The sequence below is a fragment of the Paenibacillus sp. GM1FR genome (genome assembly GCF_002803315.1).
GTDB classification, from domain to species: domain Bacteria; phylum Bacillota; class Bacilli; order Paenibacillales; family Paenibacillaceae; genus Paenibacillus; species Paenibacillus amylolyticus.
The window spans coordinates 1-24937 of sequence record NZ_MKZL01000009.1; the positions used below are offsets into that span (position 1 = coordinate 1).

The window sequence follows — 24937 nt, forward strand, 5'->3', positions numbered from 1 at the left end:
CTGCCCAAAATGTCTGCAGTTTCGGTTAAAGTCCGGCCTTCCAAATGCAAACGGACAGCTAAATATCTTTCATACATGCGCGTACTATCCGTTTCTTTCATGGCCGTTGTTAGCTCTTCAATCTCTTCTTCATTTGTCACTTGAATCCCCGCCCTTTTCAGTTATTACTATCTTTTACCCGATTAGGCGGTTCTTAATTTTATGAGTTCAATCTATATAGTTTAAAGATTAGACTCTAAAACCGCAAACCGCAAACCGCAAACCGCAAACCGCAAACCGCAAACCGCAAACCGCAAACCGCAAACCGCAAATCCGAAACCCGGTAAGGCTTATATAACTTTTGCTGGAAAGTAGAGATTCAGCGAAATAGGTGCGGGGGAGTTTAAGGGTAGACTCCGATTCGTGAGCCTTCTAAGCTTCTGAATACAACCTTTATTAACCCGAAGTAACCAAGCTCTTACAAAACAAGACGCTAGGACACCGTCATCACCCTAGCTAGCTAAGAAGTTTGTATCCACGAAAACCCTGAATAGACTTCTACGAAGCTTGCTCCTCAGAACACTGTGGAACGGACTCTAACGAACCGACCACACTCTATTCGCCGAAAATCCGCACATACCAATTTCTAACGAATCGTAGGATCGTTGTTGTGCGAAATTATGCGAGTTTGTCGGTGATATGAACGAATTCTAGCCGAATACGGTGTCTGAGATTCGTTAGAATTTTCGTAGCATGATATTTGGCTAAATAAGGTGCACTGGGTTCGTAAGAGAAAAAAACTGCGAATTTGTAGCACCCTAAGTCTACTTTTACAAACCACTTAAATTTCGAATCCCCGAATAGGCTTCTACGAAGCTTGCTCCTCAGAGCGTCTTGGAACGAACTCTAACGAACCGAGCACACGCTATTCTAGGAAAATCTGCACATACCAATTTCTAACGAATCGTAAGATCGTTATTGTGCTTGAGTGTGAGAGTTATCGGCAATTTGAACGAGATTTAGCCGAATACGGTGTCTGAGATTCTTTAGAATTCTCATACTACGTTATTCGGCTAGATAAGGTGCGCTGGGTTCTTTAGATATAGAGCGAAGAGAAACTAACTCAAATTAAATCAAATTTAGATTCGCAACAGATCAAGGTCGAACTCGGGAACGAGTCCTTCTTTCATGGCGCGGCCAAGCAGTGCAGTGATTGCACCGTAACCATCATCACCCAGGTTGGCGCTGAACTCGTTAACGTACAGGCCGATATGTTGTGCAGCTACGTCAGGGTCCATTTCTTGGGCATGTTCCATAACGTATGCTCTCGACTCATCGGGGTGCGCCCATGCATATTCAACGGAGGCGCGTGCCCATCCGGCGAGGGCATGAGCATCCATGTTGCGACGTGCGATGATCGCTCCAAGCGGGATCGGAAGGCCTGTGTCGCTTTCCCACCAGTTCCCGAGATCTGTCATTAGTTTGAGATCATAATTCTGGTACGTGAAGCGTGCTTCATGGATGACAAGTCCGGCATCGATCTTGCCGTCACGTACAGCAGGCATGATCTGGTCGAATGGCATGACAACAATCTCGCCTACACCACTCGGAACATTTTGCGCTGCCCACAGACGGAATAATAGATATGCTGTCGAACGTTCACTTGGCACAGCAACCCGTCGTCCAGACAGATATGCTGGGTCAGTCGTGCCATTGGCGGTCAGAACCAAAGGACCACAGCCTCTGCCAAGTGCGCCTCCAGCAGGAAGCAGAGCATAGTCAGATAACACGTATGGCAGTGCTGCATAAGATATTTTCATCACTTCAGGTGTATTGGGTCCATCCGAATTTGCTGCCAGACCATTGGTAATATCAATATCCGCATAACGGACATCCAGCTTAGGTGCGCCCGGGATTAACCCGTGCACCCACGCGTGAAAGATAAATGTATCGTTTGGACAAGGGGAAAATGCAATTTTCATGATGTAATAACCTCCCGTAAAATGGAACTTGCAGCCTGAAGCGCATCAAGGGCATCCTTGATGCGCCAAGCGTCGCGGTCGCGTGGACCGACCGCGTTGGATATGGCCCGCAGTTCGAGTGCTGGCACGCCGAACTGCTGGGCAGCTGTTGCCACGCCGAAGCCTTCCATGCCTTCGGTGGCGGCATCCGGCACGCGGCGCAATAGCTCCGCAGCCGTCTCCGCTGTTCCGGTCGCCGTGGACACGGTGACCGCAGTGCCTCCGCTGACAGCGAGCCCAGCCCGCTGCAGTTCATGGCGCAGGCGAGCGGCAAGCTCTGCGTCCGCCGCCACAATGGACGAGCCGAATCCGAGCTCGTCCACACTAAGGAAGCCGTCTGGCGTCTGCGAGCCCAGATCGGCAGCAACCATAGCGTCGGCTACCACGAGGGAGCCGACGTCTGCCCGGCCGGGGAACCCACCGCCGATGCCGGCACTGATCACCAGCATGTAGGCTGGTGAACTACCGGTCCCGGCAAGGGGGCCCGGCCTTGAAGATGTGGCAGATGCCTGTGCCACATCGGATGGGCTTGGCGCGGTGGAACCCTGCGCCAACGCCCTAGTGCTTGCAGCCGCTACGGCATATGCCAATGTAGCGGCTGTTCCTGCTGCGGCCGAGGCTGGGCCAACGCCCGCAGCGATGACGTCAAATCGTTCCGCGGCCGTATTTCCCAAACCACGGAGGACCGCATCTTTCTCCGCATCAACCGCGGTTACAATTAACACACGTTGTGATGAATTTGCTTGTACCGGACTAGTATCTGAAGTCGTTGTTGCCCCGCTTAATTCTCCCTGTTGGTCACTAGTCTCGAATGAGGCGTTCGCTTTATTATTCTGATCTTTATCCTGTCTATGTTCATTCATCTCGGATTCTCCTTATGAGGTATTAGAAGTGTAACATATGCCTCCATAGTATCTTTCTTACAGCAAGCTTCTAGTTACACTTCTTAGGGTTACTACTTACTTCTATATTTTCGTGTAAATGTATAGTTCAGCTTATATAAATGGAATTCGGGCATATATTTGTCCACTACAAAAGGACATTTATCTTGATTTTGTCTTTCAAAGAGTGGACACTTTTTCTAAAAAGATACTATATCCATCCATGAATATGAAACACTACATATAGATGTTTTCAGATATAAAATTAAAAATAATCTATATGTAGGATATCAATTCCGAGGTGCTTTCTCATGTACTTGTCCACCCTTTGAAAGACAAATATGCAATATGTATGCTCAGTGCGGACAGCACGAGTTGGCACTCCAAACGAACAGATAAACGATTGAAAAGGCCGGAGTCTGCCCGACCCATTCAACGCGAATGATATACAGACCTTCGGATTTTTAGACCAACAAGCCAAATGAATAACGGGCCCATTCTACACTCGACCACTGCATAGTAGCTCATTTGTGCAAACCCGAATTTAAGCAAATACACAGTTTTGCTAACTCTTATAAGCTACCTGCTAAACAGCCACTACTGTGCAAACAATAGGTCTACAACACAACAAACGCATAACAGACCTAACAATCAATCAGGTTAAACGCGCACAAAAAGTAACAAAGATAAAGTGATTATTGAACAATATTTCATCTCCATCATAACGGAAGGGGAAAGACCTGAACAACCTTTGCATGTAATTCTGTCAAAAGCGGTCAAGCAAAGGTTGCGGGTAGCCGTATCACTTCGAGTAGCCACATCTAGTCACATCGCTTCAGATAGCCGTTTTGCCTCACCTCATGTGAACGTCATCCTGATCGTGCCGCGTCCTAAGCCAGAATGAACCTCTTCCAAAAATTATATATGTCATTTAAACCATATAATCTTTCTTTATTAACGTACTCCCAATAAAACAAGAAGTCAAAGTCAACAGTTGACAATCTGATTTAACTGTATTAATAATAGTAGTACAGTTAATACACCTAAGAGTTGAATATGTACGGCACTACAGCTGTACAGCTTAGGTAACGCCTTTTTCACCTAGATAACTACACATACACCTCAGTTACAGTCATTTAAAACCCATGGGTTATTTCACACATTTACAGAAAGGAGGTGCGGGATGTTCGAATTAGATGTACGCAGCCGTAAGGCGATCTACGAGCAACTAGTGGACAAAGTCAAAGAAATGATCGTATACGGTATTCTAAAGCCCGACGAGCAGCTTCCTTCCGTTCGTGCGTTATCCACGCAGCTGACCGTGAATCCAAATACGATTCAGAAAGCGTATCGTGAGCTTGAACGTGAAGGTTACATTTATTCTTTGCAGGGAAAAGGGAGCTTCGTATCATCGTCAGTGGAACATCCGAATGAAGCCATGAGAGATGAGATCAGAGAGTCTCTGGTGAAGTTGATTGCAGAAGCTTCGTATTCCGGTTTGACAAAAGCGGATATGACGCTTTTGTTTGAGGAAGCGATGGCCCGTATAGAGAAGGAGGAGCCTCATGATTGAGCTGAATCAAGTCGTCAAAGCATTTGAACAGGAAAAGGCAGTGGATGGCGTAACGATGCACATACATAAGGGGTCGATCTATGGTTTGCTCGGTTCCAACGGGGCAGGCAAGACATCGCTGCTCAAAATGATGGCTGGTATTTACCGTCAGGACAGCGGGACTGTTCGTATCGAAGATAATGAGATTTATGAAAATATGGATCTCAAAGGCCGCACGATTTTTATGGCAGATTCACCCTACTTTTTCCCGCAATCTTCAATAACTCAGATGGCTGCATTTTATCGTTCTGTCTACCCGCGCTGGAATGAGGAGCGGTTCAAGCAACTGGCCACCGTATTCAAACTGGATGTAAAACGCAAGCTGCATCGCATGTCCAAAGGCATGCGCCGTCAGGCAGCCGTATGGCTGGGACTTAGCTGTATGCCTGAAGTGCTGCTGATGGATGAGCCGATTGACGGCCTTGACCCGGTCATGCGCCAGCAGATCAAAAACTTGCTGTTCCAGGAAGCAGCTGAACGTCAGGTAACCATTGTCATCTCGTCCCACAACTTGCGTGAGATCGAAGATCTGTGTGACCATGTGGCGATTATGCACAAAGGCCGAATTATTGTAGAGAAAGATCTCGATGATCTGAAGGCGGATACGCATAAAATCCAGGTCGCTTTCCGCCACCCGGACCATGCCAAAGCCATGGATGAGCAGATTGATATTTTGCATGAAGAGAAACGGGGAAGTGTATCCCTGTACATTGTCAAAGGTAACCGACAACAGGTAACGGATCAATTCCGTATACATGATCCGTATCTGCTGGATGTACTGCCTTTGACGCTAGAAGAAATCTTTATCTATGAAATGGAGGACGCAGGATATGATATTCAACCGATTGTTCTGTAACCGGGGCATCCTGATCCAAAATTTCAGACAGCATGGATGGATAGGCATTTTATATCTCATCACATTGTTGTTCTCACTTCCGTTATATATCGCTACCGAGTACAGGGATGTGCCACAGCAGATTATAAGTTTGTTTCAGGCCAATGGTGAAGTGCAGATTCTGTTCGCTATCACACTGCCCGTAGCGGCTGGAATCTTTCTTTTTCGGTACATTCAATCTGGTGCACCTTCGGATCTGTTCCATAGTTTGCCGTTACGTCGTAAACATCTATTAACGGTGAATCTGTTGACCGGATATGCCATGATCCTGATTCCAATCTGGATTACAACTGCGATTACCGGCTGGGTATGGGCGGTACTGGATCAACCTGCGTTTCTGTTTGATGGCAGTACAATCTGGATGTGGGGCTTGAGCATGAGTATCTACTCGCTGTTTATGTTCATGCTAACTGTGGCGGTGGGCATGTGTATTGGTCAATCTGTATTGCAGGGACTCACCGTGTATGCACTCGTCTTGTTACCTGTTGTCGTATGGTTCATTATGTCACTTCATCTCCAGCATTATTTGCTCGGTTATGCTTTTGAAGAAGTGGGCTTTAATGCGGAGAAACTCTCACTTGTCCTGCGTGTGGGTTCGATCAGTAACCTCCCTGTAATCCGTCAGGAGTTAATTATCTATGCTATATTTGCAATCCTGTTTATTCCTCTAACCTATGTACTTTATGCGAAGAGACAGGTTGAATCTGCTACTCAAGCAGTTACGTTTAAGCTTATAAAACCTATATTCCGCTTTGGATTGATGTTTTCATTGGTTCTGATTGGCGGAGGTTACTTTACAATGATTGCTCCAAGAGGATCAGCTGGATGGGGAATCTTCGGATATATCCTCGGAGGAATTGTAGGTTATATCGTTGCGGAGATGATTATTCGCAAAACATGGCTGATCTGGAGCAGCAGGCTGCTACCCAAGCTGATTCTATATGGTATCATCGCTGGTCTGATACTGTACGTACCTATTGCCGACTGGAATGGATACGCCGCTCGAGTGCCTGAAATGAGCAAGGTGAACAGCATCAAGCTTGGTGGGGAGAGTTATACCTACAGTAACGGTGTCAGTCAGAAAAAGGACGATGCTCACCTCTATTCTAATGATCCGGAATACATGGGGGCAGTTATCGCTCTTCATCAAAAAATTGTTGATTCCGATCTTCCTTTACTGGATGATCCAATTAATACAGGTATGCGTAATGACGAGTCTATATTAATTAACTACAAGCTGGATAACGGCAAAGTGATGAAACGTAAATACTACATTCCAGAAGCGGAATTCCATCAGGAATTAATGGCTCTGAAACAGTCTCAGGATTACAAAAGAGTCGCCTTTGAAACGTATAAGCTGGATGAAGATGCGTTAAGTTTCGGCATTCGCTCTGCCATAAGTTCATACCGGAAGGTTTATATTAGCAATCCGGAGCAAGTCCGTGAGTTCAAAGCATTGTTGAAACAGGACATTTTGGATCAGACCTATGAAGAACAGCGCTCCCCGTGGCAGTCGTTTGCCTACGCGGAGATGAATCAGGATTCTACTTCGAAAGATCCATTTCAACCGAGGGAGATGTGGAATTTTGAGATCAAACCTAGCTATGATCGGGTATTGGCTTGGCTGAAGGAGAACAAGTTATACGACCAGTTGCTTGTCCAGGCAGATGAGATTGTCTCCGCTCAGTTTGCGAAGCAGGAGATTAACAGTCCGGGTTCGCTTCAGTGGACTACTCCGCAGCCAGAATATATCGATGGAAATCTAAGTGGTAACAAACAGATAGCGACTAAAAACAAAGAAATCATTATTGATTTGCTCAAACGTCAACGGTCTGGTTATCTAACAGAGAAAGATACCATTTATCAGATCAAGTTAAATGTAACTCGTGGCGAGAACATCTACATGATGCTGAAAGAAGAGGATCTGACCGAGGAAATGAAAGCTATTTTGGTCAATCAATAAGCTGAGCTGTATCAGTTGTTAACTATAAGCGGGAAGGGTTCTCCCGTTGATCGAAAGTTTTATTCAACCAGTGAAACCAGATTTACTTGACCAGACACAGTGAATGGAATATATTAGAAAAAGGAAAGGTTCGAGCGACTCGTTCAATCGAATCTCATATGGAACGGCTTATGAGGGAAGCACCCGTAAGAGCAGGCAAATGCCTGACTTGCGGGTGCTTTTTTGTCGTTCGCTGATTTCGTTGGCTATTCTGCTAAATATTTTAGAAGAAAGGGTGTAGAGACGCATGCAAACAGAAGCATGGAAGGAAACGATAAATGAACAGGAGGCCATGGCATGTTGTTCCCTATTGGAACGATCAAGCTCTCATAACTTCATAGATCACTATGGTTTATTAGAAGAAAAGAAGGGGCGACAGCATAGCGAAGATACAGCTACAGAAGATATAGCTTCAATGGAGATGAGAGACATTCTATTCCCTTCTCCAATAGCAGGTAGCCATAGTCACATGATGGAACAAAGTAACGTCCGGCGTCGTCAATTGCCATCGATGACTCATCTTATTTTCAGATCACGCCTGCTTATAGGGCTTGTAATTCTTTTCAGCGCAGGCACGATCTATTTTGCTTCTTCAGTGGAGGCTGCGGGCATAGATCTTGGCGTAACAGCGCAGAAAGCCTGGGATTCCGTTTTGAATAAAGCCGACGCACAAACCAAGTTAACGTTGAAGCAAGCGTACGAGAAAGTGGGGAACTGGAAGACACAAGAGCAGGCTTGGGAGCAAAAGATAAAGACACTTCATGCCGCCAATACCGCCGAATTGGAGCGATTACGTGTAGAAATAAGACAAACCGATGATGCGAAGGTCGCAGCTCTAGCTGAAAAGGTAAAGCAAACCCAAGCCCGATATGAACCACTATTCGCCCTCTATAGTTCAGTCAATAGACAGTTGGATGCAGCCAAAGCCATCAAAAATAAGGAATGGAGTGCAGCGATCCGCACTCAGGCAGAGACGTTGAGACCCGTTGTGAAACTTGCCAGAGAAGACATCCGGATCAAGAAAAAGGAACTTGCTGAAGCTCGTAAACGGAAGAGCGCTGAAATAAAACGTTTACGAGCTATGCTAGCAGGGGCCGACTCCACGAAGAAACAGATTCAAACGGCTAAAAAACAGGCGAGTCTGGCAAAAGAACGATATTCCAACGCTCTACAACAGTTCAAACAGAGTACAAAACAAAGCCAAACGTCACGTGTACTCAGCTCATTGAACACATTGGCGTCTGCAGCAGAGAAGTGGGCAGGAACAAAACAAAGTATTCATACACTGGAGCAAAACGTATCCACTACGTATGTGAAAGTCAGACAGGAAATCGCCAAGAGACCCAAATAAGAGGAAACCCGGTTCTCTCCGCAACGTACACAACTTTAGATGTAAAGACGCTTCGATGATGATGGAACGAGGTGAAACTATTGCAGTCCAAGTTGGAAACGAAACGTACGGGGGCAAAAGGTTTTAAACGTAAACGTTACTGGATTCCCAGCGTTGTACTAATTTTGATCATAGGTTTTATTGGGATTGGCACACAATGGACACCCAAAATAACGGTATTTTTATTAAAATCATTAATTGAAACTGCTAATCCAGACACAAATAGCAAGGACACTACGCTCTCGGATGGGATAACTCGTGTTGCGGATGTACCCTATGCAGACGAAGGGCGTAATGACAGTACGCTGGATATCTATTATCCTTCCGTAACTTCGGAACCTTTGCCTGTCGTGCTATGGGTTCATGGCGGTGGATGGGTCTTGGGTGACAAAGAGGACATCGCAGATTATGCCGTACAATTAGCCAAACAGGGTTATGTTATCGTCAGTATGAATTATGCGCTCGCACCAGATACGACATATCCCACTCCCGTGATCCAGACGAATCAGGCTTTGATGTATGTGAAGAACCATGTCAGCGAGTATCAGGGTGACCCGGATAACATATTTCTCGCAGGCAACTCGGCAGGTGCCCAGATTGCAAGTCAGACTGCGGCCGTGGTGACGAATCCATCCCTAGCCAAGCTGATGAATATAACACGAGTAGCCCAACCGGATGATTTGCGCGGGGTTCTTCTATTCTGTGGTCCTTACAATCTAAGTACAGTAGCGGAAACAGGGTTTCCACTCATACGTACATTTCTCTGGTCATATACCGGAGTCAAAACATTCGAAGACTACCCGAGACTGAATGAAATGTCGACTGTGCTTCAGGTTACTGCGGCGTACCCACCTGCATTCATTACCTCAGGCAATGTTGACCCGTTGACCAGTCAATCGATTGAGCTGGCACAAGTCTTGAAGCGACTTGATGTTGATACGGAAACGTTATTTTTCTCGAACTCCTCAGAGAAGCTGGGACATGATTATCAATTTGATCTGGAGAGTGAAGCTGGTCAACAGGCGATACATTCGGCAGTACGCTTTATGCAACAGTATAGTCGATGAGCAGACAAGTCTGTGGTACACTCGAAGCAAATGAGGGCGCAGGAGGAGAAGCATGGCAGACAAAGAAGATTTGACCCGGTTCGGTGTGGCATTTCCTACACCTCTGATTGAGCAGTTTGACCATTATATTGAGGAACAGGGATACAAAAACCGATCTGAGGCTTTCCGTGATCTTGTTCGCAAAACATTACTGCAACCTTCTGCATTACAATCCGACCAGGATGTGGCAGGCACCATTGTGATGGTCTACGATCACCATATCAGTGATCTTCCCATTCGTTTGATGGAGCTGCAACATGAGGCGCATCATGACATCATCTCCAATATGCACGTGCACCTGAACCATGACCAATGTCTGGAGGTAATTGCAGTGCGGGGAAACCTGGGACGATTACGTCATCTGCATCAACAGATTCAAGTGCAAAAAGGGGTACTGTACGCTGAGCTGTCTGTGACTTATGTGGATGAACTCAATAAACTGGCTCATGCTCAGAGTCATCAGGATGGCAATCCGGATCAAAGTCTGGATCATCACAATCAAAGTGCAGGTCAGCATGGTCACAGCCATCATCATCATCGCTCTGCAGATTAAATAAATAAGAGTGAAATTTTGAAAAAATAAGTGAATGTAATTAAAACAGACTCTGGGTTAGACATGAGATGTCCCTTCATCGTAGACAGCAGAAAAACAAACTCCTACGTCTACGATGAGGGGAGTTTTGTTTTGTCTAAACGAAGTTTTGTTTCTTTAGAAATTAAACTGCAGGTTGTACAACGCTGTCTTGAGCTCCAATTCAATCCGAATGTAGAAGCTAAACATTTTAAGGTAAGCAAGAATTCAGTACAGGATACAGAGTACATGGATTGGACGGGTTAAAGGTACCGAAAACCGATACTCAGGGATTGAATGTAAACCTGCTCATAAAGGGAAAAGATGCTCTCCTGTGATTAAAGAGCTTAAAAATAAAAGCTCAAAAACGTATTGCATAATGGAAAAGAAGTGAAGCATCTTGTTTCATAGGTACTCATCCCATGCAGATAATAAACTCGTGATGGATACCTTGAAAAAGGCGTACGCCAAACATTCAGGTGAGCTGCCTATGAGCTAGGGTGACAGAGGCGTTCAGTACGTACACGTCTCATGAGTAGAACCATCTTCAGTTGAAGTACGGATAAACGAAGAGGAAGTTTCGTGTAAGTAGCTGTCTGGATAACCAACCGACTGAATGATTCTGGGGAACTTATAAGTTATAAAGTTATTATCTTACGAAGTATGGCACCTACGAAGATCTTTATAGCGCCGTTAACAGGTATATTACGTAACTAAAATAACTACCGTAGACAGAGAATTTGGAAGGTATATATCCGAACGAATACCAACGTGCTGCATAAAAAAAGATGCCTTAGCGCGTCAAACGAGCTAAGGCATCTCAATGAACTCATTTTTAGTTTTTAACTGCTACTTTACAGGGAGCAGTTCAAGATGTAGGTGGCCTTCTGTAATTAAATTTGTTCTAGGATTTATGATTGTACAAATGCTCAATGATAATATTTTGTAATTTATTGCTGTACCGTATCTCAAAATAGTTAAGACACAGTAAGACAATTATCAGCACCAGCAGAACAGACACAATTTTTTGGAATTTACTCATTACCAATTATACCCCCACATTGAATGTGTTACTTAAATCGAACATGTGTTCAATGGCACTGTGCCATTCCGAAACATGACTGACCTGTACTCCGGTGTAAGTAGATGCAGGATTTGCTTTCCAGCTGCTACCTAATTCAAGTCTATCTGATCCTTGGAGATTCTTTAAGAAACCAGGTGTGATTATCCACTTTGCTGTATCTGCACTTGTGTTCTCTGTGACAGAAATGTTGGGATTACCATCGTAAGTAAAACTCCACTCTAAACCCCACGGATACGCAAATGAAACTGTGTAAGGTCCACTACTTGAGGTTTTAGGAGAAGCACTATATAAATCATCTTTTGCGTAAATTACATCATGAGTAACTGTTAACTTCTTGGAATTGGTAGAGCCCAAGTTTGTTTATTCGAATAATATCTTTGATTGCGAAATAATCAAATTTTGGATCTGACTCATTATTTTCTTTGTACAGAAACCATTGAGTAACCATTTCACCACTATATTGTCCATAAAGGCCGACAAGAGTCCTAATATCAGTTGTATTACTTTTTAAATAGTAGCAGAAGGAGTAATTTGATTCGCTCTTTCTTCGTGATTGACGATTTGATTTAAAATAATTGATGCATCCGTAGGTATTTCGTTTCCGTTTTCATTCATGTTTTGCTAGTTAAGCAACAACAATTTATAGTTTTTATCCTCGAGTGTATAACCCACAATCTCTTGTTCGGTTGTTTCTCTTAGGCCGCTTTTTAGTTCACCTTCGTTTTGTTGAACATCATTTAATGACGAGCGATCTTACTTCCCCCCTCAGCTTCATTACTTACTTTAAACTCTAACGGTTGGTTTAAAAGCTCCTCATATTTCCCCGAAGTCAGCCCACCATATAAGTAAACCTTTTTCCCGCCTTGAAGTGCTTTTTGTAAGAATGATCTCAGTTCAGGGTTGATTGCAACTTCCTTTACATCATATGGGAAAAAGCTGTAATCATTAAGGTCATGTAAATCAGAACTAGGTTTCTCTAGTACAATGTTTGACTGTGCCACGTTTTTGCTAATTTCTTCAGTGGTAGCAAAAAACAATCCTTCTTTTGGTTCAACAGAAACAGGAGCTGCATACAAAGATGAGCTAGTCACTGAGAACATAAGAGATGCACCAGGCTTAATCCAAATAATTTCACCTTACTCTTAGACATTTCTTCACTCTCCTATGGTTTTTCCTGCTCTTATAATATATAAAAACTAAAAATGAAAAAAGTTTTATAATAATTTAATTTTAATGTTATTTAGTTCTTCTTTGGTTCCGAAACTTTTGTGCGTCATCCGAGCTATGACATCTCAATTCAAGATGCCAACGGTCTGTTTTTTTGTTATTTGTTATAATACCTGACTCTCTATAAGCGATCCAGATGCTCGATTATAGAGTTTACCCGGATTTTTATCTAAAATATGAAAAAATATGGATTACGAAGTTAACTTTGTTGACATATGATTTGTGTTTTGTGCTACAATTTCTCTAAAAAGTAACACGAAAAAGTGAGTGCAGCACAACTTTAGAGGGGGAACGACCAGAATGGGCAGATTTTCATGGAGATGGGGAAAACGAAAAGGTAGAACAGGATTAGGCATTTTACTTGTATGTTCCATTGGTTTATCTGGTTGTGCGCAGGGCACAGCACCAACAGCTTCATCAGCAGAGAATGGACAGTCAGGAACAACCTCAACCAAAGACGAATTGGTGCTGGCCGTTGGCACCGAGCCGGAAGGCGGGTTTGATCCGACAACCGGATGGGGGCAATATGGGTCACCGCTTTTCCAGAGTACCTTGCTGAAGAGGGATGCCAAGTTACAGCTGGTTAACGATCTGGCTACCGCATACTCAGTTAGTGAAGATGGGCTGACCTGGACGGTTACGCTTCGGAACGATGTGAAATTCTCTGATGGGGAAACCCTGACGGCTGAGGATGTAAAATTTACGTTTGAAACAGCTGCCAAGAGTGGGTCCGTGATTGATCTGACCAATATGGCTGATGTACAGGCACCTGATGATAGCACGGTCTTATTTACACTGAAGTCGCCGCAGTCTACATTCATCAGTCTGCTGACGACACTTGGCATTGTGCCTGAACACGCCTATGGTGCCGATTATGCAGAACATCCGGTCGGATCAGGGCCGTACAAGCTGGTTCAGTGGGACAAAGGACAACAGGCTATCGTTGAGGCCAATGAAGAATATTACGGTAACAAGTCTGCATTCCACAAACTCACCTTCCTCTATCTGGATGAAGATGCGGCCTACGCCGCTGCGCAGGCAGGTACGGTGGATATCGCTGCTATCCCGGCAGCGTTTAGCAAACAACAGGTGAATGGTATGACTTTGGAGGCCGTGAAAACCGTAGATAACCGTGGCATCATGTTCCCCATGCAACCTGCTGGTGCCAAGTCGGGCGAGGGTCTTCCCGCAGGGAATGATGTGACATCCGATCTGGCGATTCGCCAAGCGGTGAACGTTGTGATTGATCGTAAGGCTTTGGTTGAGGGCGTACTGGAAGGGTACGGTCGTCCGGCTTATTCCGTCAGTGATGATCTGCCTTGGAGCAATGCAGAAGCTGTATTTACAGATGCCAATCTCGAAGAAGCGAAGCGCATTCTGGCGTCTGGTGGCTGGGTGGATGCGGATGGTGATGGTATCGTCGAGAAAAACGGCGTTAAGGCCGAGTTCAATCTGCTTTATTTTGCAGGTGATTTAACAAGACAATCTCTGGCACTGGCTGCTGCGGATATGGTAGCCCAGGCGGGAATCAAAATCAATGTTGAAGGCAAAAGCCGTGAAGAGACGAAAAAGATGGCTTACTCCAACGCTGTATTGTTTGGGTGGGGCAGTCATGATCCTTTGGAAACCTATAACCTCTATAGCAGTACTCACAAAGGAGAAGGGTATTACAATGTGGGGCTGTATAGCAATCCTGTCGTGGATTCTTGGATGGAGAAAGCCCTTCAGGCAACAAGTGAAGAAGAGGCATTGCCGTTCTGGCAGAAAGCGGAATGGGATGGAACAACAGGTTTCAGTTATCAGGGTGATGCGCCATGGGCGTGGCTTGTGAACATAGATCACCTGTATCTGGTTACGAATGGCCTGAACATTGGTGAGCAGCAGATCCACCCCCATGGTCACGGCTGGCCGGTGACAACCAATCTGGAGGAATGGTCCTGGGATAACAGTACAAAGTAGGAAACGTACCGGTAGCTTTAGCCTGAATTGGGGAGAGATTGGATGACAGGCAGGAATGGATGGGCCAGATTTGTTGGTTTTAAAATGTTGCGACTTGTATCTCTATTGGTTGGAGTCAGTGTGTTGTCTTTTATATTAATGCAATTCTCTCCTGTTGATCCGATCGAAGCTTACATTGGTGGAGACATGATCAGGGTAAGCGCCGAACAGCGCAGTTTAATCGAAGAACGTTGGGGATTGAATGAATCTCCCGTGGAACGATTACTAACCTGGGGACAAACGCTGATTCAGGGAGATCTGGGGACATCAATGATCTACAGACAACCTGTAGCGGATATTATCCAGGAACGATTCATGAATTCTGTCGCACTTATGGCTGTAGCTTGGATATTATCTGGCATCATTGGTTTCACTCTTGGTGTAGTTGCCGCCATGAGACGGGATTCGAAGCTGGATCGCCTGATCTGTTGGTATTGTTATACGCTGGCTTCCACGCCAGTATTCTGGATTGCGCTGTTGTTGCTGATGGTATTTGGTGTGTGGCTTGGATGGCTTCCGGTTGGGCTTGGAGTACCCGCCGGGATGTCAGCTGATCAGGTTACATGGGGAGATCGGGTTATTCATATGATTTTGCCAGCGTTGACTCTCAGCCTGACCGGGGTAGCCTCTATTGCTTTGCATACCCGGCAGAAGCTCACAGATGTGCTCGAGTCAGATTATATTCTGTTTGCGAGAGCGCGAGGTGAGCGTGGATTTCAGCTGTTCCGTCGACATGGGTTCAGACATGTTGTTTTGCCAGCCATCACGCTGCAGTTTGCTTCGTTCAGTGAACTGTTTGGCGGGGCTGTGCTTGCAGAGCAGGTATTTTCATACCCTGGCCTTGGTCAGGCGACGGTTCAGGCGGGGTTGCGTGGAGATGTTCCACTGCTGCTTGGACTTGTGATGTGCAGTGCGATTTTTGTTTTCACAGGTAATATGGTTGCCGACATTCTGTATCGCTTGATTGATCCACGGATGAAGGAGGAGCTGATGTCATGAAGCAGACGGTAGAACGCTCCTCCGAGCAGACGACAGAAACAGCCAAAATACAGAAAGTGAAAACTGCGAATCAAGAGGTACGGTACAACATTAATACCGGGTCTCTACAAGCTGGGAATGGAACAGGAACATCACGCCCATCGAGAAAAGATTATACGGCTGCCAGAGACCAAAATTTCCGCAACCCTCGCCAAAGAGCGGTGATCTGGGGAAGCCTCGCGGTGATCTGGATTGCCGTTGTGTGGTTGACGGGCAGGCTGCTTCCGGCTGGTTCTACGCTGACTTCACTAATGGATCGGAATTTGGCTCCAACCTGGGCGCATCCATTTGGCACAGATTGGCTCGGAAGAGATATGTTCATGCGTACGTTAAAAGGATTGGCAACCAGCATTCAAGTGGGATTGCTTGCTGCATGTGGTGGCGGATTGATCGCACTGCTATTGGGTTTGGCTGCCGCTTCAAGCAAGGCTGCTGACCGGGTAATCTCATGGATTATCGACTTGTTCCTCAGTGTACCTCATCTGGTATCGCTGGTTATGTTGGCCTTTGTATTCGGTGGAGGTTTGGCAGGAGTTGCGGCAGCGATTGCGCTGACACACTGGCCGAATCTGGCCCGGATTGTACGAGCGGAGATGATCCAACTAAAATCCGCAGAGTACATTCAGATTTCACACAAGTTGGGTCAATCGCGGTTACAGATTGCGGTGCAGCATATGCTGCCACATCTGGTCCCGCAGCTGTTCGTTGGCGTACTGCTAATCTTTCCCCATGCCATTCTGCATGAGGCAGCCATTACGTTTCTAGGGCTGGGGTTGTCCCCGCAACAACCGGCAATTGGAATTATTTTGTCCGAGTCGATGAGATATTTATCTGCTGGCATGTGGTGGCTCGCCTTTTTCCCGGGACTGGCATTGTTGGTGGTTGTTCGTGCGTTTGATGTATTGGGCAACAGTCTGAAGACATTGACGGGTACAGGTAGTTCAAGGGAGGTGAGGTAATATGGCTCTTCTTGATATTGAGGGAGTGTCGGTGTCATTTCGGCGCGCTCGCGGTTGGTTTGGGAACGAACAGACTTATGTCATTCAGAATCTGGATCTTTCCATAAACGAGGGCGAGATTGTGGCTGTTGTAGGCGCAAGTGGATCGGGTAAAAGTGTGCTGGCGCAGGCCATCATGGGCATTCTGCCTGCCAATTCCAGGTTAGAGGGACGTATTAGCTATAGTGGCGAGCCTTTGACCCCGGAGCGGCAGCTTCATCTGCGTGGTGATGAACTGATGTTGATTCCACAATCCGTCAGTTATTTGGACCCGCTGATGAAGGTGGGAAGGCAAGTTCAGCCGGTAACCCGAGATTCCGGACGGAAACGAGGCTTCATAACTCGATCTCATATGAAAAAGACGGAGCAGGAGCTAATGGAGCGTTATCATCTTCCTCAAGGAACGGCCGGGAAATACCCGTTTGAGTTGTCCGGAGGTATGGCAAGACGGGTGTTGATGGCGACAGCGACCTCCGGTCATCCGAAGCTGATCATTGCAGATGAGCCGACACCAGGCATCCATCCCGAAGTACTGGCCGAGACAATGAAGCAATTTCGCGAACTTGCTAATGATGGTGTAGGCATTCTGTGGATTACTCATGATATCACGACGGCCCTAACGGCAGCGGATCGCATCGCTGTATTTTATGCGGGTGCCAATGTAGAGACGGCGCAGGTAGATGATTTTACGGGAACGGGAGAACGTCTGCGTCATCCATATACAAAAGCGCTCTGGAATGCGTTGCCGCAGAACGGATTTCAGCCACTCCCAGGCTCCCAGCCGTTGGCAGGTCAAGAAATCACGACAGGATGTTCATTTGCTCCCCGATGTAGCGTAGCAACCGTTGCATGTACCCGCGAACGTCCAGAACTTCTTAAGGTACGGGGCGGAGAAGTGAGGTGTTTCCATGTCACTTGAAGCACGGGACGTGAGTTACCGTTACGATCCGAAATCGTGGGTGTTCCAGCAGATGAATATGCAGGTGAAACAAGGCGAAGTCGTTGGCTTGTGGGGACCAAGTGGCTGTGGAAAAACAAGTCTTGGACGCATCCTTGCAGGATATGCCGAACCTGTGGCAGGACAAGTACTTCTGGATGGGAAACCACTCCCACGTACAGGAGTATGTCCGGTTCAGCTGGTATTCCAGCATCCGGAGAAAGCTGTGAATCCACGCTGGCGAATGCGCCGCGTATTGCAGGAGGCGTCTGTGCAGGATGAACAGTTGCTCGAAGCTTTGGGTATTCAGCAGACCTGGTTGGACCGTAGGCCGACTGAATTATCCGGTGGAGAACTGCAACGTTTCTGTGTGGCGCGGGCGCTTGGCACAGCGACACGTTATGTGATCGCAGATGAGATGACAACGATGCTGGATGCAATCACTCAGGCACAGATATGGCATACCGTGATGGAAGTGGCTCGCCAGCGTGATCTGGGGCTATTGATCATAAGCCATGATCGGGATTTGTTGAACAGGTTGTGCGACAGAATTACACCGATGCCGATATCGATGTGACTGTAATTTTAATTATGTTTTGAATAAATAAAATGATCGAATACAAATGGGGTGCCCCTTGTGAAGTCATTGACCATGAATATGAGTCATGGACTTGACTACGGGGCACCCCTTTTTCTATTTTGACAAATATTCACCATTTAACAAACAGTACACGTTTTGTTCGCAACGTACATAGATGTAACTGACAGCTTATTTGCCCGACACATTGCTTAATAACACAGATAACCTGCGCATCGCCTCTTCAACCGTGGAGCGTGGACAGGCTACATTAATGCGCATGAACCCTGTGCCCTCTGTTCCAAAGAAGCTCCCGTCATTGAAAGCAAGCCCTGCTTCATGAAGAAGCATATTGCATAGTTGTGCATGTGGGATATTCAGCTCCCGGAAATCCATCCATAACAGATAGGTCGCTTCGGGCAGATGCATTTTAATCTGAGGCATATGTTCCGCAACATATTGCTGTACATACGCCATATTTCCACGGATATAGGCAAGGCACTCAACCAGCCATTCCTCGGCATCATTGTAAGCAGCTTCGGTTGCGACAGCCCCCAGTGTGCTGATATTGGCAAGTCCCATCGTTTTTACACCCTGCGCGAACGATTCCCGCAACTTGGCATTGGGGATGATGATGTTGGATGTGCAGAGGCCAGGAATGTTGAACGTTTTGCTTGGAGCCGTACAGATGATACTTAGATCAGAGACGGCGTGCGAGATCAGGGTCAGTGGTGTATGAGTTCCGCGCTGATGAACAAGATCGGCATGGATTTCATCTGAAACCATCAGTACGTTGTATTGCAGACACAATGACGTAAGCCCTTCAAGCTCTTCACGAGTCCATACCCGTCCAACCGGGTTATGAGGACTGCACAGAATCAGCATTTTGACCCTACCTGTCTGTAAGCTGGATTCCAGTTGTTCCAGATCCATCGTATAATGACCGTTATTCTCTACCAAAGGATTGGTGATCAGTTCACGGCCCTGACCACGTACTACTTCATAGAAGGGAGCATACACCGGGGGTTGGATGACTACAGCATCTCCAGGATCGGTGAATCGTTGTACAGCAATGCTGAGTGCGGGCACAATACCTGGAGTGAATACGATCCAGTCATCGTTAATTTTCCAGTTGTGACGCCGTTCCATCCACCCTGCAACAGCTGCATGATACGCTTCAGTCCGTACTGTATAACCAAAAATCCCGTGCTCCATCCGTGTTTGCAGGGCCTGAATGACGGATGGTGGAGCAGCGAAATCCATATCGGCCACCCACATCGGAAGCGCATCAGCAGCACCGAATATATCCTCAAGCGCATCCCATTTTTCTGATCCGGTAGAGATCCGGTTAATAGACTGGTCAAATGTACTGTTATTGTTATTCATCGTATTTAATCCCCCTTGAGTTCCGTTCCTTCGACCACAAATCGACAAATAATTATCTAATACATTGGTTAATTTCGCAACTGTTGTGCATGTATGATTAGCTTCATATGTATGGTCCGGAATTCAGGACTTTATTCATATAAGAACAACTTAACGAGCGAGAGTACAGCGGGCATACGACAAAGACTATTTTTGTACGCCCTTGGTCCTGTTTTGTCCATTTATCGTTTACAACCTCTTGTCAGATGCTATTATATTGCTAACATTTGGTGGAACAACGGGCTGTTATCCGAATAAGCTCGTATCCATACATGATGAGCATAACTACATGAGTCTTTCGTGTACATCGAGCGATCGTCTTGAATCGTATTATGCATAAGGCTGACATTTGAACTCAGGAGGCGTTTAAGGATGAAAAGCAAAAAGTGGTTGATTACTGCGGGTGTGTTTGGCATGGTGTTAACCGGATCGGCAGGTGTATATGCAGGTACACAACTGGAGACGATCAAAGCTTATCTGAACCATGGGCTCACCATCGAAGTGAACGGACAGAAATTTACACCGACAGGTGACCAGGGCAAAAAGCTTGCGCCAATTACATATCAAGGCAGTACATATCTCCCCGTTCGTTCGATTGCCGATGCGTTAAAGACCGAAGTGAAGTATGATTCCCAAAACAATAAAGTTAGCATCGGCTCTTCAAGCTCTTCTGGTGGGTCAACATCCACAGGCAACAGCGGAACGACATCACCATCTACAGGTACGAACTCACAGGCGGCAGGTGTGAAGTCCAAGTATCTTCCGGCTGATTTCCCATTACCGAAGGATGCGAAGGCAACAAGTCTCATTGAGAACATAATGGATGGTGACAAAAAAGTAGTGCTCACGTACACAACCAAAGAAACGTTGCTAACCGTTGGAACATCCTACAAAGACTACTACCAGACCAAAAATTTGAGTCAGAACACTCAGGATATCCAGGCAGATGGCTTCAGCATTGTGGGTCGTGAAGATGGCAAATATGCCGTAACGATCACAGGTTCGGTGTCTGCAACCAACAAGGATCTGAATGAAATCACCGTAGTGTGGGGCGAAGAGTAATCTTTCCTTCTATAAAAAGTGAACAGCCAAAGCCGCCCGTTGAAATCATAACAGATTTCATTGGACGGCTTTTAGGGTTGTATCCATATCTGGTTCTATACTCTGAATTAATAGTCTAAATATTAGTCCGTTACAGGTACTCGTTAAACCATCCGGCAATATGCTCCAAACGGCGTACCCTCAAGTGAGGGTGACCTCCACGGGACAACTCGTGGTTTGCCCCTGGGAAACGAACAAGTCTTGTGGTCTGCTTGCGCCGTTTTAATGCAATGAACAACTGCTCGGCTTGTTCAATTGGACACCGCAGATCCTGTTCGCCATGCAAAATGAGCAGGGGAGTACTAACGTTGCCCACATAAGCGAGTGGGGAATGTTTCCACAGCTTTTCCGTGTCATCCCACGCGTTACCGCCAATCTGGTCTTCCGTGAAGAAATATCCAATGTCACTTACACCGTAGAAGGATAGCCAATTGGAGATGGAACGCTGGGTAACAGCCGCCTTAAAGCGGTCCGTGTGTCCAACAATCCAGTTGGTCATGAAGCCACCATAACTGCCCCCGGTTACGCCCAATCGTGATTCATCGATAAACTCATACTGGGACAGGGCATAATCCACACTCTCCATGAGATCGCGATAATCTCCACCACCATAATCTCCGCGACATGCGTCTACAAACTGCTGCCCGTATCCGAGGCCACCGCGTGGATTGATATACATAACAGCGTAGCCTTGTGCGGCGAGAATCTGGAACTCGTGCATAAATGTAAAACCATACATCATGTGTGGGCCGCCATGAATCTCCAGAATGGTCGGAATTTTGACCCCGTCGACCATGCCATGAGGTTTCATGATCCATCCTTGCAGCCGTAGGCCATCTGAGGAATTGAACCAGAAGGTCTCAGGTGTACTTAGATGGATCTCATCCTCAAGCTGTGGATTGCTGCGGGTGAGCTGAATCGGTTCTACCCCGGGATTTTCCGATTGTTCATATATATATAGATCACCAGGATTTAGTGTATCGGCTACAGCGGCAACGATCTGCCCGTTTTCCAACTCGGCAAATTGATAAATCTCCCGTTCGTCAGGCCATATATAGTCAGCACTGCTGCCGTCTCGAGCGAATTTGGCGATGCGTACACTGCCATGGATGGTCGCCAGACAGAAGATTGAAGAACCATCCCTGCTGAATACAGGCCCCGTGGTTGTCAGATGTGATCGCATGTCGCCAACAATGCTGTGATTCAACTGTACGTCCCAATCTGTGCTCAGACATACGAGTTCACCACCTGATATCTGAAGGGTGTACAACTTCACAAGCGTGGCATTTCCATAGGAACGGTCACTGGCGAGCAGTGCAATGGATTGTCCATCCGGTGCAAAGGCCAGTCGGCTGAACGTATACCCTTCCGGGGTCAACTGCTTCACATCCGATCCGTCTGCCTTGGCGAGGTACACATGATTAGTCAGGGTGTAATCATTATGGTCCTCGCCTTCTTCAGGCATCTGCGCAATCCAAGCGACGGATGTTCCGTCCGGGGACCAGGCGTAGTCTCCGACGTCATAATGACCTGTAGTTACAGGAATTGCTTCCGCATCGATCGGTGCGAGAGCGAAAAGGTGGGAACGTCGACCGTTCCATAATCCACTGGCATCTGATTTCATGCGAATCCGGTCTACGACATGTTCTTGCAGCAGTTTGGGTTTGTCGTTTATAGGATCTGTATGTTCTGATTCTTCATCTCCGCTCATATCCGCGGATGATTTCACAAGCAAAGTTTGACCGTCTGGTGACCAGAGCAGGGAACTGACGCCATGTTTCAGGTGACTGATTTGCTGTGCTTCTCCGCCATCTGATGCGATAATCCACACTTGGGATTTCCCATCAACCTCTCTTAAAAAGGCCAACTGAGACCCATCGGGCGACCAGGCAGGGGAATGATCCTTCTCACCAGAGGTAAAGGGCCTGTCCTTTTGAGTCCCCAGATGCAGCAGTCTCAGGTGAGAACAATAACCGTCACGTGCTTCATTCGTTTTCCGGCTTACATATACCAGTTGTCCGCCTTGAGGGGACGGAGTTGGATCATTAACCCATGTAATCTGATAAAGATCTTCCGATGTTATGCCGCGCTGACTCATCATTGTTTGTCCTCCCACCATGAATTAGAATTGGTTAATTTCCTAACCTTTCCATTTATATTAACGGAAAGCTAGGGACAGGACAATAAGGGTGATAACGGAGAGGACAGAAATTACCTGAAGAAGCAGAGCGTTCGCCTAAAAGCTTTCTGAAAGAAAGCTGCATCGGAATCATAGGCTATCCCCGGATTTTCACTTTGAAAAAGTGGAATCGAAAAATCTGGGGATAACAGTGATCGGAAGGTTGTTCTGTCATCGGAGTGGGTGGTGCAAACATTCTTTAGTTCAATTCATATAGGTGTGTTAAAAGGATTTGCTCGAAGGATGACGAATCCTAATGTTGAATAAGCGCAGAAATGACGAAAAACGGTCTAATTTTAATGTTTAACATTGGTGAATTTGGTTTAATGTACAATGCAATTCCTGTTCTACATTCAGCTATTTGGTTCATAGCCATTCGTTTATATAGAACTTGTATGATTCAGTCACAATGGAGGAGGAACGTCACGTTGAGCACATCCTATGAGCAGCATGTGGAATATCCAAACCGGAAACGAATGGCGTGGCTTACGGCAGGGGCGGCACTCTTTGTGGCAGCCGGATTTTTTTTGATTTTTGATCGTTCTTCAGTTACGAATGATTCCATCCTTTCGGATGTGATTGGACTTCTATCCATTTTGTTTTTTGGGCTATGTTTCTGTTACAGTCTGGTAAAGATGATTAAGAAGGAACCTTCTTTTGTAATCGATGAGGATGGGTTTGTGGATGCATCTTCTTATACTGCAGGAGGAGCCGTGGCCTGGAGAGACGTTGAGAATATTTTTATGTATGAATTGATGGGACAGAAAATGATCGGGGTCAAATTGCGGGACGAGAAAGCCTTTCTGGATCGTCAGAACGGGATGAAACGCAAATTGATGACGGTCAACAGCAATATGGTCGATGCGACCATCAGCGTTGCCCAAAGTAGCCTCACAGTGCCACTGGATCAATTGTATATCATGATGATGAGCCACTGGAGACATGTGAGTGATAACATGATTTATGATTCGTATAGTCGTCGTTAGAGAGGTCGGAATGTCCATAAGTCTTCAGAATGGAGGAATATAGATGATGCATGGTAATCAAACACGCACGATTCTACTTCCGGATGGAACTGCCCTGCCTGCGATAGGACAAGGCACATGGAACATGGGAGAGAAGCAATCCAGCCAGCAAGAAGAAGTACGCGCACTGCGTTCCGGTATTGAACAGGGAATGACCGTGATTGATACGGCGGAGATGTATGCAGAAGGTGGGGCAGAGGTTATTACGGGAAAGGCCATCTCGGGCCATCGTGACGAAGTTTTTCTCGTATCCAAAGTGTATCCCCATCATGCGGATCGCAAGCAGATGATTACGGCCTGTGAACGTAGTCTTAAGCGCTTAGGAACAGATCGCCTGGATCTGTATTTGCTTCACTGGCGAGGGGGAGTACCCCTCGAAGAGACGGTTGAGGCTTTGGAGCAATTAAAGCAATCCGGTAAAATTCTTCGTTGGGGTGTATCGAATCTGGATACAAGGGATATGCAGGAGTTATGGAGTCTGCCGGAGGGGTCTCAGTGCATGGTGAATCAGGTGCTTTACCATGCAGCTTCGCGTGGTATCGAACATGATCTGCTTCCCTGGATGCGGGAACGGAGCGTTCCTGTAATGGCGTATTGTCCACTGGCACAGGGTGGCAGACTTCGAAGTGAACTGTTGGAGCATCCAGTCATTCAGGAGATTGCACAGGATCGAGGAGTTACGACTTCGCAGATCGCATTAGCCTGGGTGATCAGGGATGGAGATGTGCTGGCGATTCCCAAGGCGGTACAGCTGAATCATGTGGCAGACAATGCAGCAGCAGTGAATATCGTTTTGACACAAGAGGAACTCGCCCGTTTGGATGAGGCATTCCCTGCACCTAAAGGCAAAGTACCTCTAGATATCGTATAGCTGGCTCTTTTTTATTGGAT

At 46.4% G+C, this 24937-nt stretch carries 21 protein-coding genes; 15 read left to right on the forward strand and 6 right to left on the reverse strand.

The features are described 5' to 3' along the window. Nucleotides 1–1118: 1118 nt before the first annotated feature. Both PAEAM_RS05115 and PAEAM_RS05120 read right to left on the reverse strand, forming a co-directional pair. Nucleotides 1119–1961, reverse strand: coding sequence for a 1,4-dihydroxy-6-naphtoate synthase (locus PAEAM_RS05115; protein WP_100526867.1), 843 nt, complete (start codon nucleotides 1959–1961; stop codon nucleotides 1119–1121). Further along, nucleotides 1958–2863 carry a futalosine hydrolase gene (locus tag PAEAM_RS05120; protein WP_100526868.1) on the reverse strand — a complete coding sequence of 302 codons (906 nt, stop codon included), beginning with the start codon at nucleotides 2861–2863 and terminating at the stop codon, nucleotides 1958–1960. The genes PAEAM_RS05115 and PAEAM_RS05120 overlap by 4 nt, the downstream gene beginning before the upstream one ends. Nucleotides 2864–3572: 709 nt before the next feature. Between PAEAM_RS05120 and PAEAM_RS31705 the strand changes: the two genes are divergently transcribed. From PAEAM_RS31705 to nikR, 7 genes are all read left to right on the forward strand, one after another. Then, entirely contained in the window at nucleotides 3573–3785 is a 213-nt protein-coding gene (locus PAEAM_RS31705) for a hypothetical protein (RefSeq protein WP_165789837.1), read from the forward strand. A 279-nt stretch (nucleotides 3786–4064) separates the two neighbouring features. Next, the gene (locus PAEAM_RS05125) at nucleotides 4065–4454 is read left to right on the forward strand and encodes a GntR family transcriptional regulator (protein WP_036606399.1); all 390 of its coding nucleotides are present in this window, start codon (nucleotides 4065–4067) and stop codon (nucleotides 4452–4454) included. After that, entirely contained in the window at nucleotides 4447–5349 is a 903-nt protein-coding gene (locus PAEAM_RS05130) for an ABC transporter ATP-binding protein (RefSeq protein WP_036606401.1), read from the forward strand. The genes PAEAM_RS05125 and PAEAM_RS05130 overlap by 8 nt, the downstream gene beginning before the upstream one ends. Beyond that, a complete protein-coding gene (locus tag PAEAM_RS05135; RefSeq protein WP_100526869.1) occupies nucleotides 5324–7351 on the forward strand; it encodes a hypothetical protein in 2028 nt (675 codons plus the stop codon). Before PAEAM_RS05130 ends, PAEAM_RS05135 begins: the two co-directional genes overlap by 26 nt. A gap of 286 nt (nucleotides 7352–7637) precedes the next feature. Continuing rightward, on the forward strand, nucleotides 7638–8741 hold the full coding sequence (locus PAEAM_RS05140) for a hypothetical protein (protein ID WP_100526870.1): 1104 nt from the start codon (nucleotides 7638–7640) through the stop codon (nucleotides 8739–8741). Between the two features lie 92 nt (nucleotides 8742–8833). Then, complete coding sequence (locus tag PAEAM_RS05145; protein ID WP_165789838.1) at nucleotides 8834–9847, forward strand: alpha/beta hydrolase; 1014 nt, start codon at nucleotides 8834–8836, stop codon at nucleotides 9845–9847. Between the two features lie 52 nt (nucleotides 9848–9899). Then, nucleotides 9900–10439: a nickel-responsive transcriptional regulator NikR gene (gene nikR, locus PAEAM_RS05150; protein WP_100526872.1), complete on the forward strand. Its 540-nt coding sequence runs from the start codon at nucleotides 9900–9902 to the stop codon at nucleotides 10437–10439. A 1066-nt stretch (nucleotides 10440–11505) separates the two neighbouring features. Here the strand turns inward: nikR and PAEAM_RS31710 are convergent. After that, the gene (locus tag PAEAM_RS31710) at nucleotides 11506–11895 is read right to left on the reverse strand and encodes a hypothetical protein (protein WP_165789839.1); all 390 of its coding nucleotides are present in this window, start codon (nucleotides 11893–11895) and stop codon (nucleotides 11506–11508) included. Between the two features lie 383 nt (nucleotides 11896–12278). Continuing rightward, nucleotides 12279–12641, reverse strand: coding sequence for a hypothetical protein (locus PAEAM_RS05155; RefSeq protein ID WP_100526873.1), 363 nt, complete (start codon nucleotides 12639–12641; stop codon nucleotides 12279–12281). Nucleotides 12642–13068: 427 nt separating this feature from the next. On the opposite strand from PAEAM_RS05155, the gene PAEAM_RS05160 reads away from it, so the two are divergent. From PAEAM_RS05160 to PAEAM_RS05180, 5 genes are read left to right on the forward strand one after another with little or no spacing between them, the layout of a single operon-like run. Beyond that, entirely contained in the window at nucleotides 13069–14727 is a 1659-nt protein-coding gene (locus PAEAM_RS05160; protein ID WP_100526874.1) for an ABC transporter substrate-binding protein, read from the forward strand. Nucleotides 14728–14769: 42 nt separating this feature from the next. Beyond that, nucleotides 14770–15765: an ABC transporter permease gene (locus PAEAM_RS05165; protein ID WP_047841855.1), complete on the forward strand. Its 996-nt coding sequence runs from the start codon at nucleotides 14770–14772 to the stop codon at nucleotides 15763–15765. Next, nucleotides 15762–16763: an ABC transporter permease gene (locus tag PAEAM_RS05170; RefSeq protein ID WP_100526875.1), complete on the forward strand. Its 1002-nt coding sequence runs from the start codon at nucleotides 15762–15764 to the stop codon at nucleotides 16761–16763. Before PAEAM_RS05165 ends, PAEAM_RS05170 begins: the two co-directional genes overlap by 4 nt. 1 nt (nucleotide 16764) lies before the next feature. After that, complete coding sequence (locus tag PAEAM_RS05175; RefSeq protein WP_100526876.1) at nucleotides 16765–17721, forward strand: ABC transporter ATP-binding protein; 957 nt, start codon at nucleotides 16765–16767, stop codon at nucleotides 17719–17721. Continuing rightward, the gene (locus PAEAM_RS05180) at nucleotides 17711–18316 is read left to right on the forward strand and encodes an ABC transporter ATP-binding protein (protein WP_100526877.1); all 606 of its coding nucleotides are present in this window, start codon (nucleotides 17711–17713) and stop codon (nucleotides 18314–18316) included. Before PAEAM_RS05175 ends, PAEAM_RS05180 begins: the two co-directional genes overlap by 11 nt. Nucleotides 18317–18508: 192 nt before the next feature. Here the strand turns inward: PAEAM_RS05180 and PAEAM_RS05185 are convergent, their stop codons facing one another. After that, entirely contained in the window at nucleotides 18509–19702 is a 1194-nt protein-coding gene (locus PAEAM_RS05185; RefSeq protein WP_100526878.1) for a MalY/PatB family protein, read from the reverse strand. A 411-nt stretch (nucleotides 19703–20113) separates the two neighbouring features. On the opposite strand from PAEAM_RS05185, the gene PAEAM_RS05190 reads away from it, so the two are divergent. Next, entirely contained in the window at nucleotides 20114–20803 is a 690-nt protein-coding gene (locus PAEAM_RS05190; RefSeq protein ID WP_100526879.1) for a stalk domain-containing protein, read from the forward strand. 130 nt (nucleotides 20804–20933) lie between these two features. On the opposite strand, the gene PAEAM_RS05195 is transcribed toward PAEAM_RS05190, so the two are convergent. Then, nucleotides 20934–22943: a S9 family peptidase gene (locus PAEAM_RS05195; RefSeq protein ID WP_100526880.1), complete on the reverse strand. Its 2010-nt coding sequence runs from the start codon at nucleotides 22941–22943 to the stop codon at nucleotides 20934–20936. 506 nt (nucleotides 22944–23449) lie between these two features. Here PAEAM_RS05195 and PAEAM_RS05200 point away from each other — a divergent pair. Both PAEAM_RS05200 and PAEAM_RS05205 read left to right on the forward strand, forming a co-directional pair. Next, complete coding sequence (locus PAEAM_RS05200; protein WP_100526881.1) at nucleotides 23450–24007, forward strand: STM3941 family protein; 558 nt, start codon at nucleotides 23450–23452, stop codon at nucleotides 24005–24007. Between the two features lie 46 nt (nucleotides 24008–24053). After that, the gene (locus tag PAEAM_RS05205) at nucleotides 24054–24917 is read left to right on the forward strand and encodes an aldo/keto reductase (protein WP_165789840.1); all 864 of its coding nucleotides are present in this window, start codon (nucleotides 24054–24056) and stop codon (nucleotides 24915–24917) included. The last annotated feature ends 20 nt before the right edge of the window (nucleotides 24918–24937 follow it).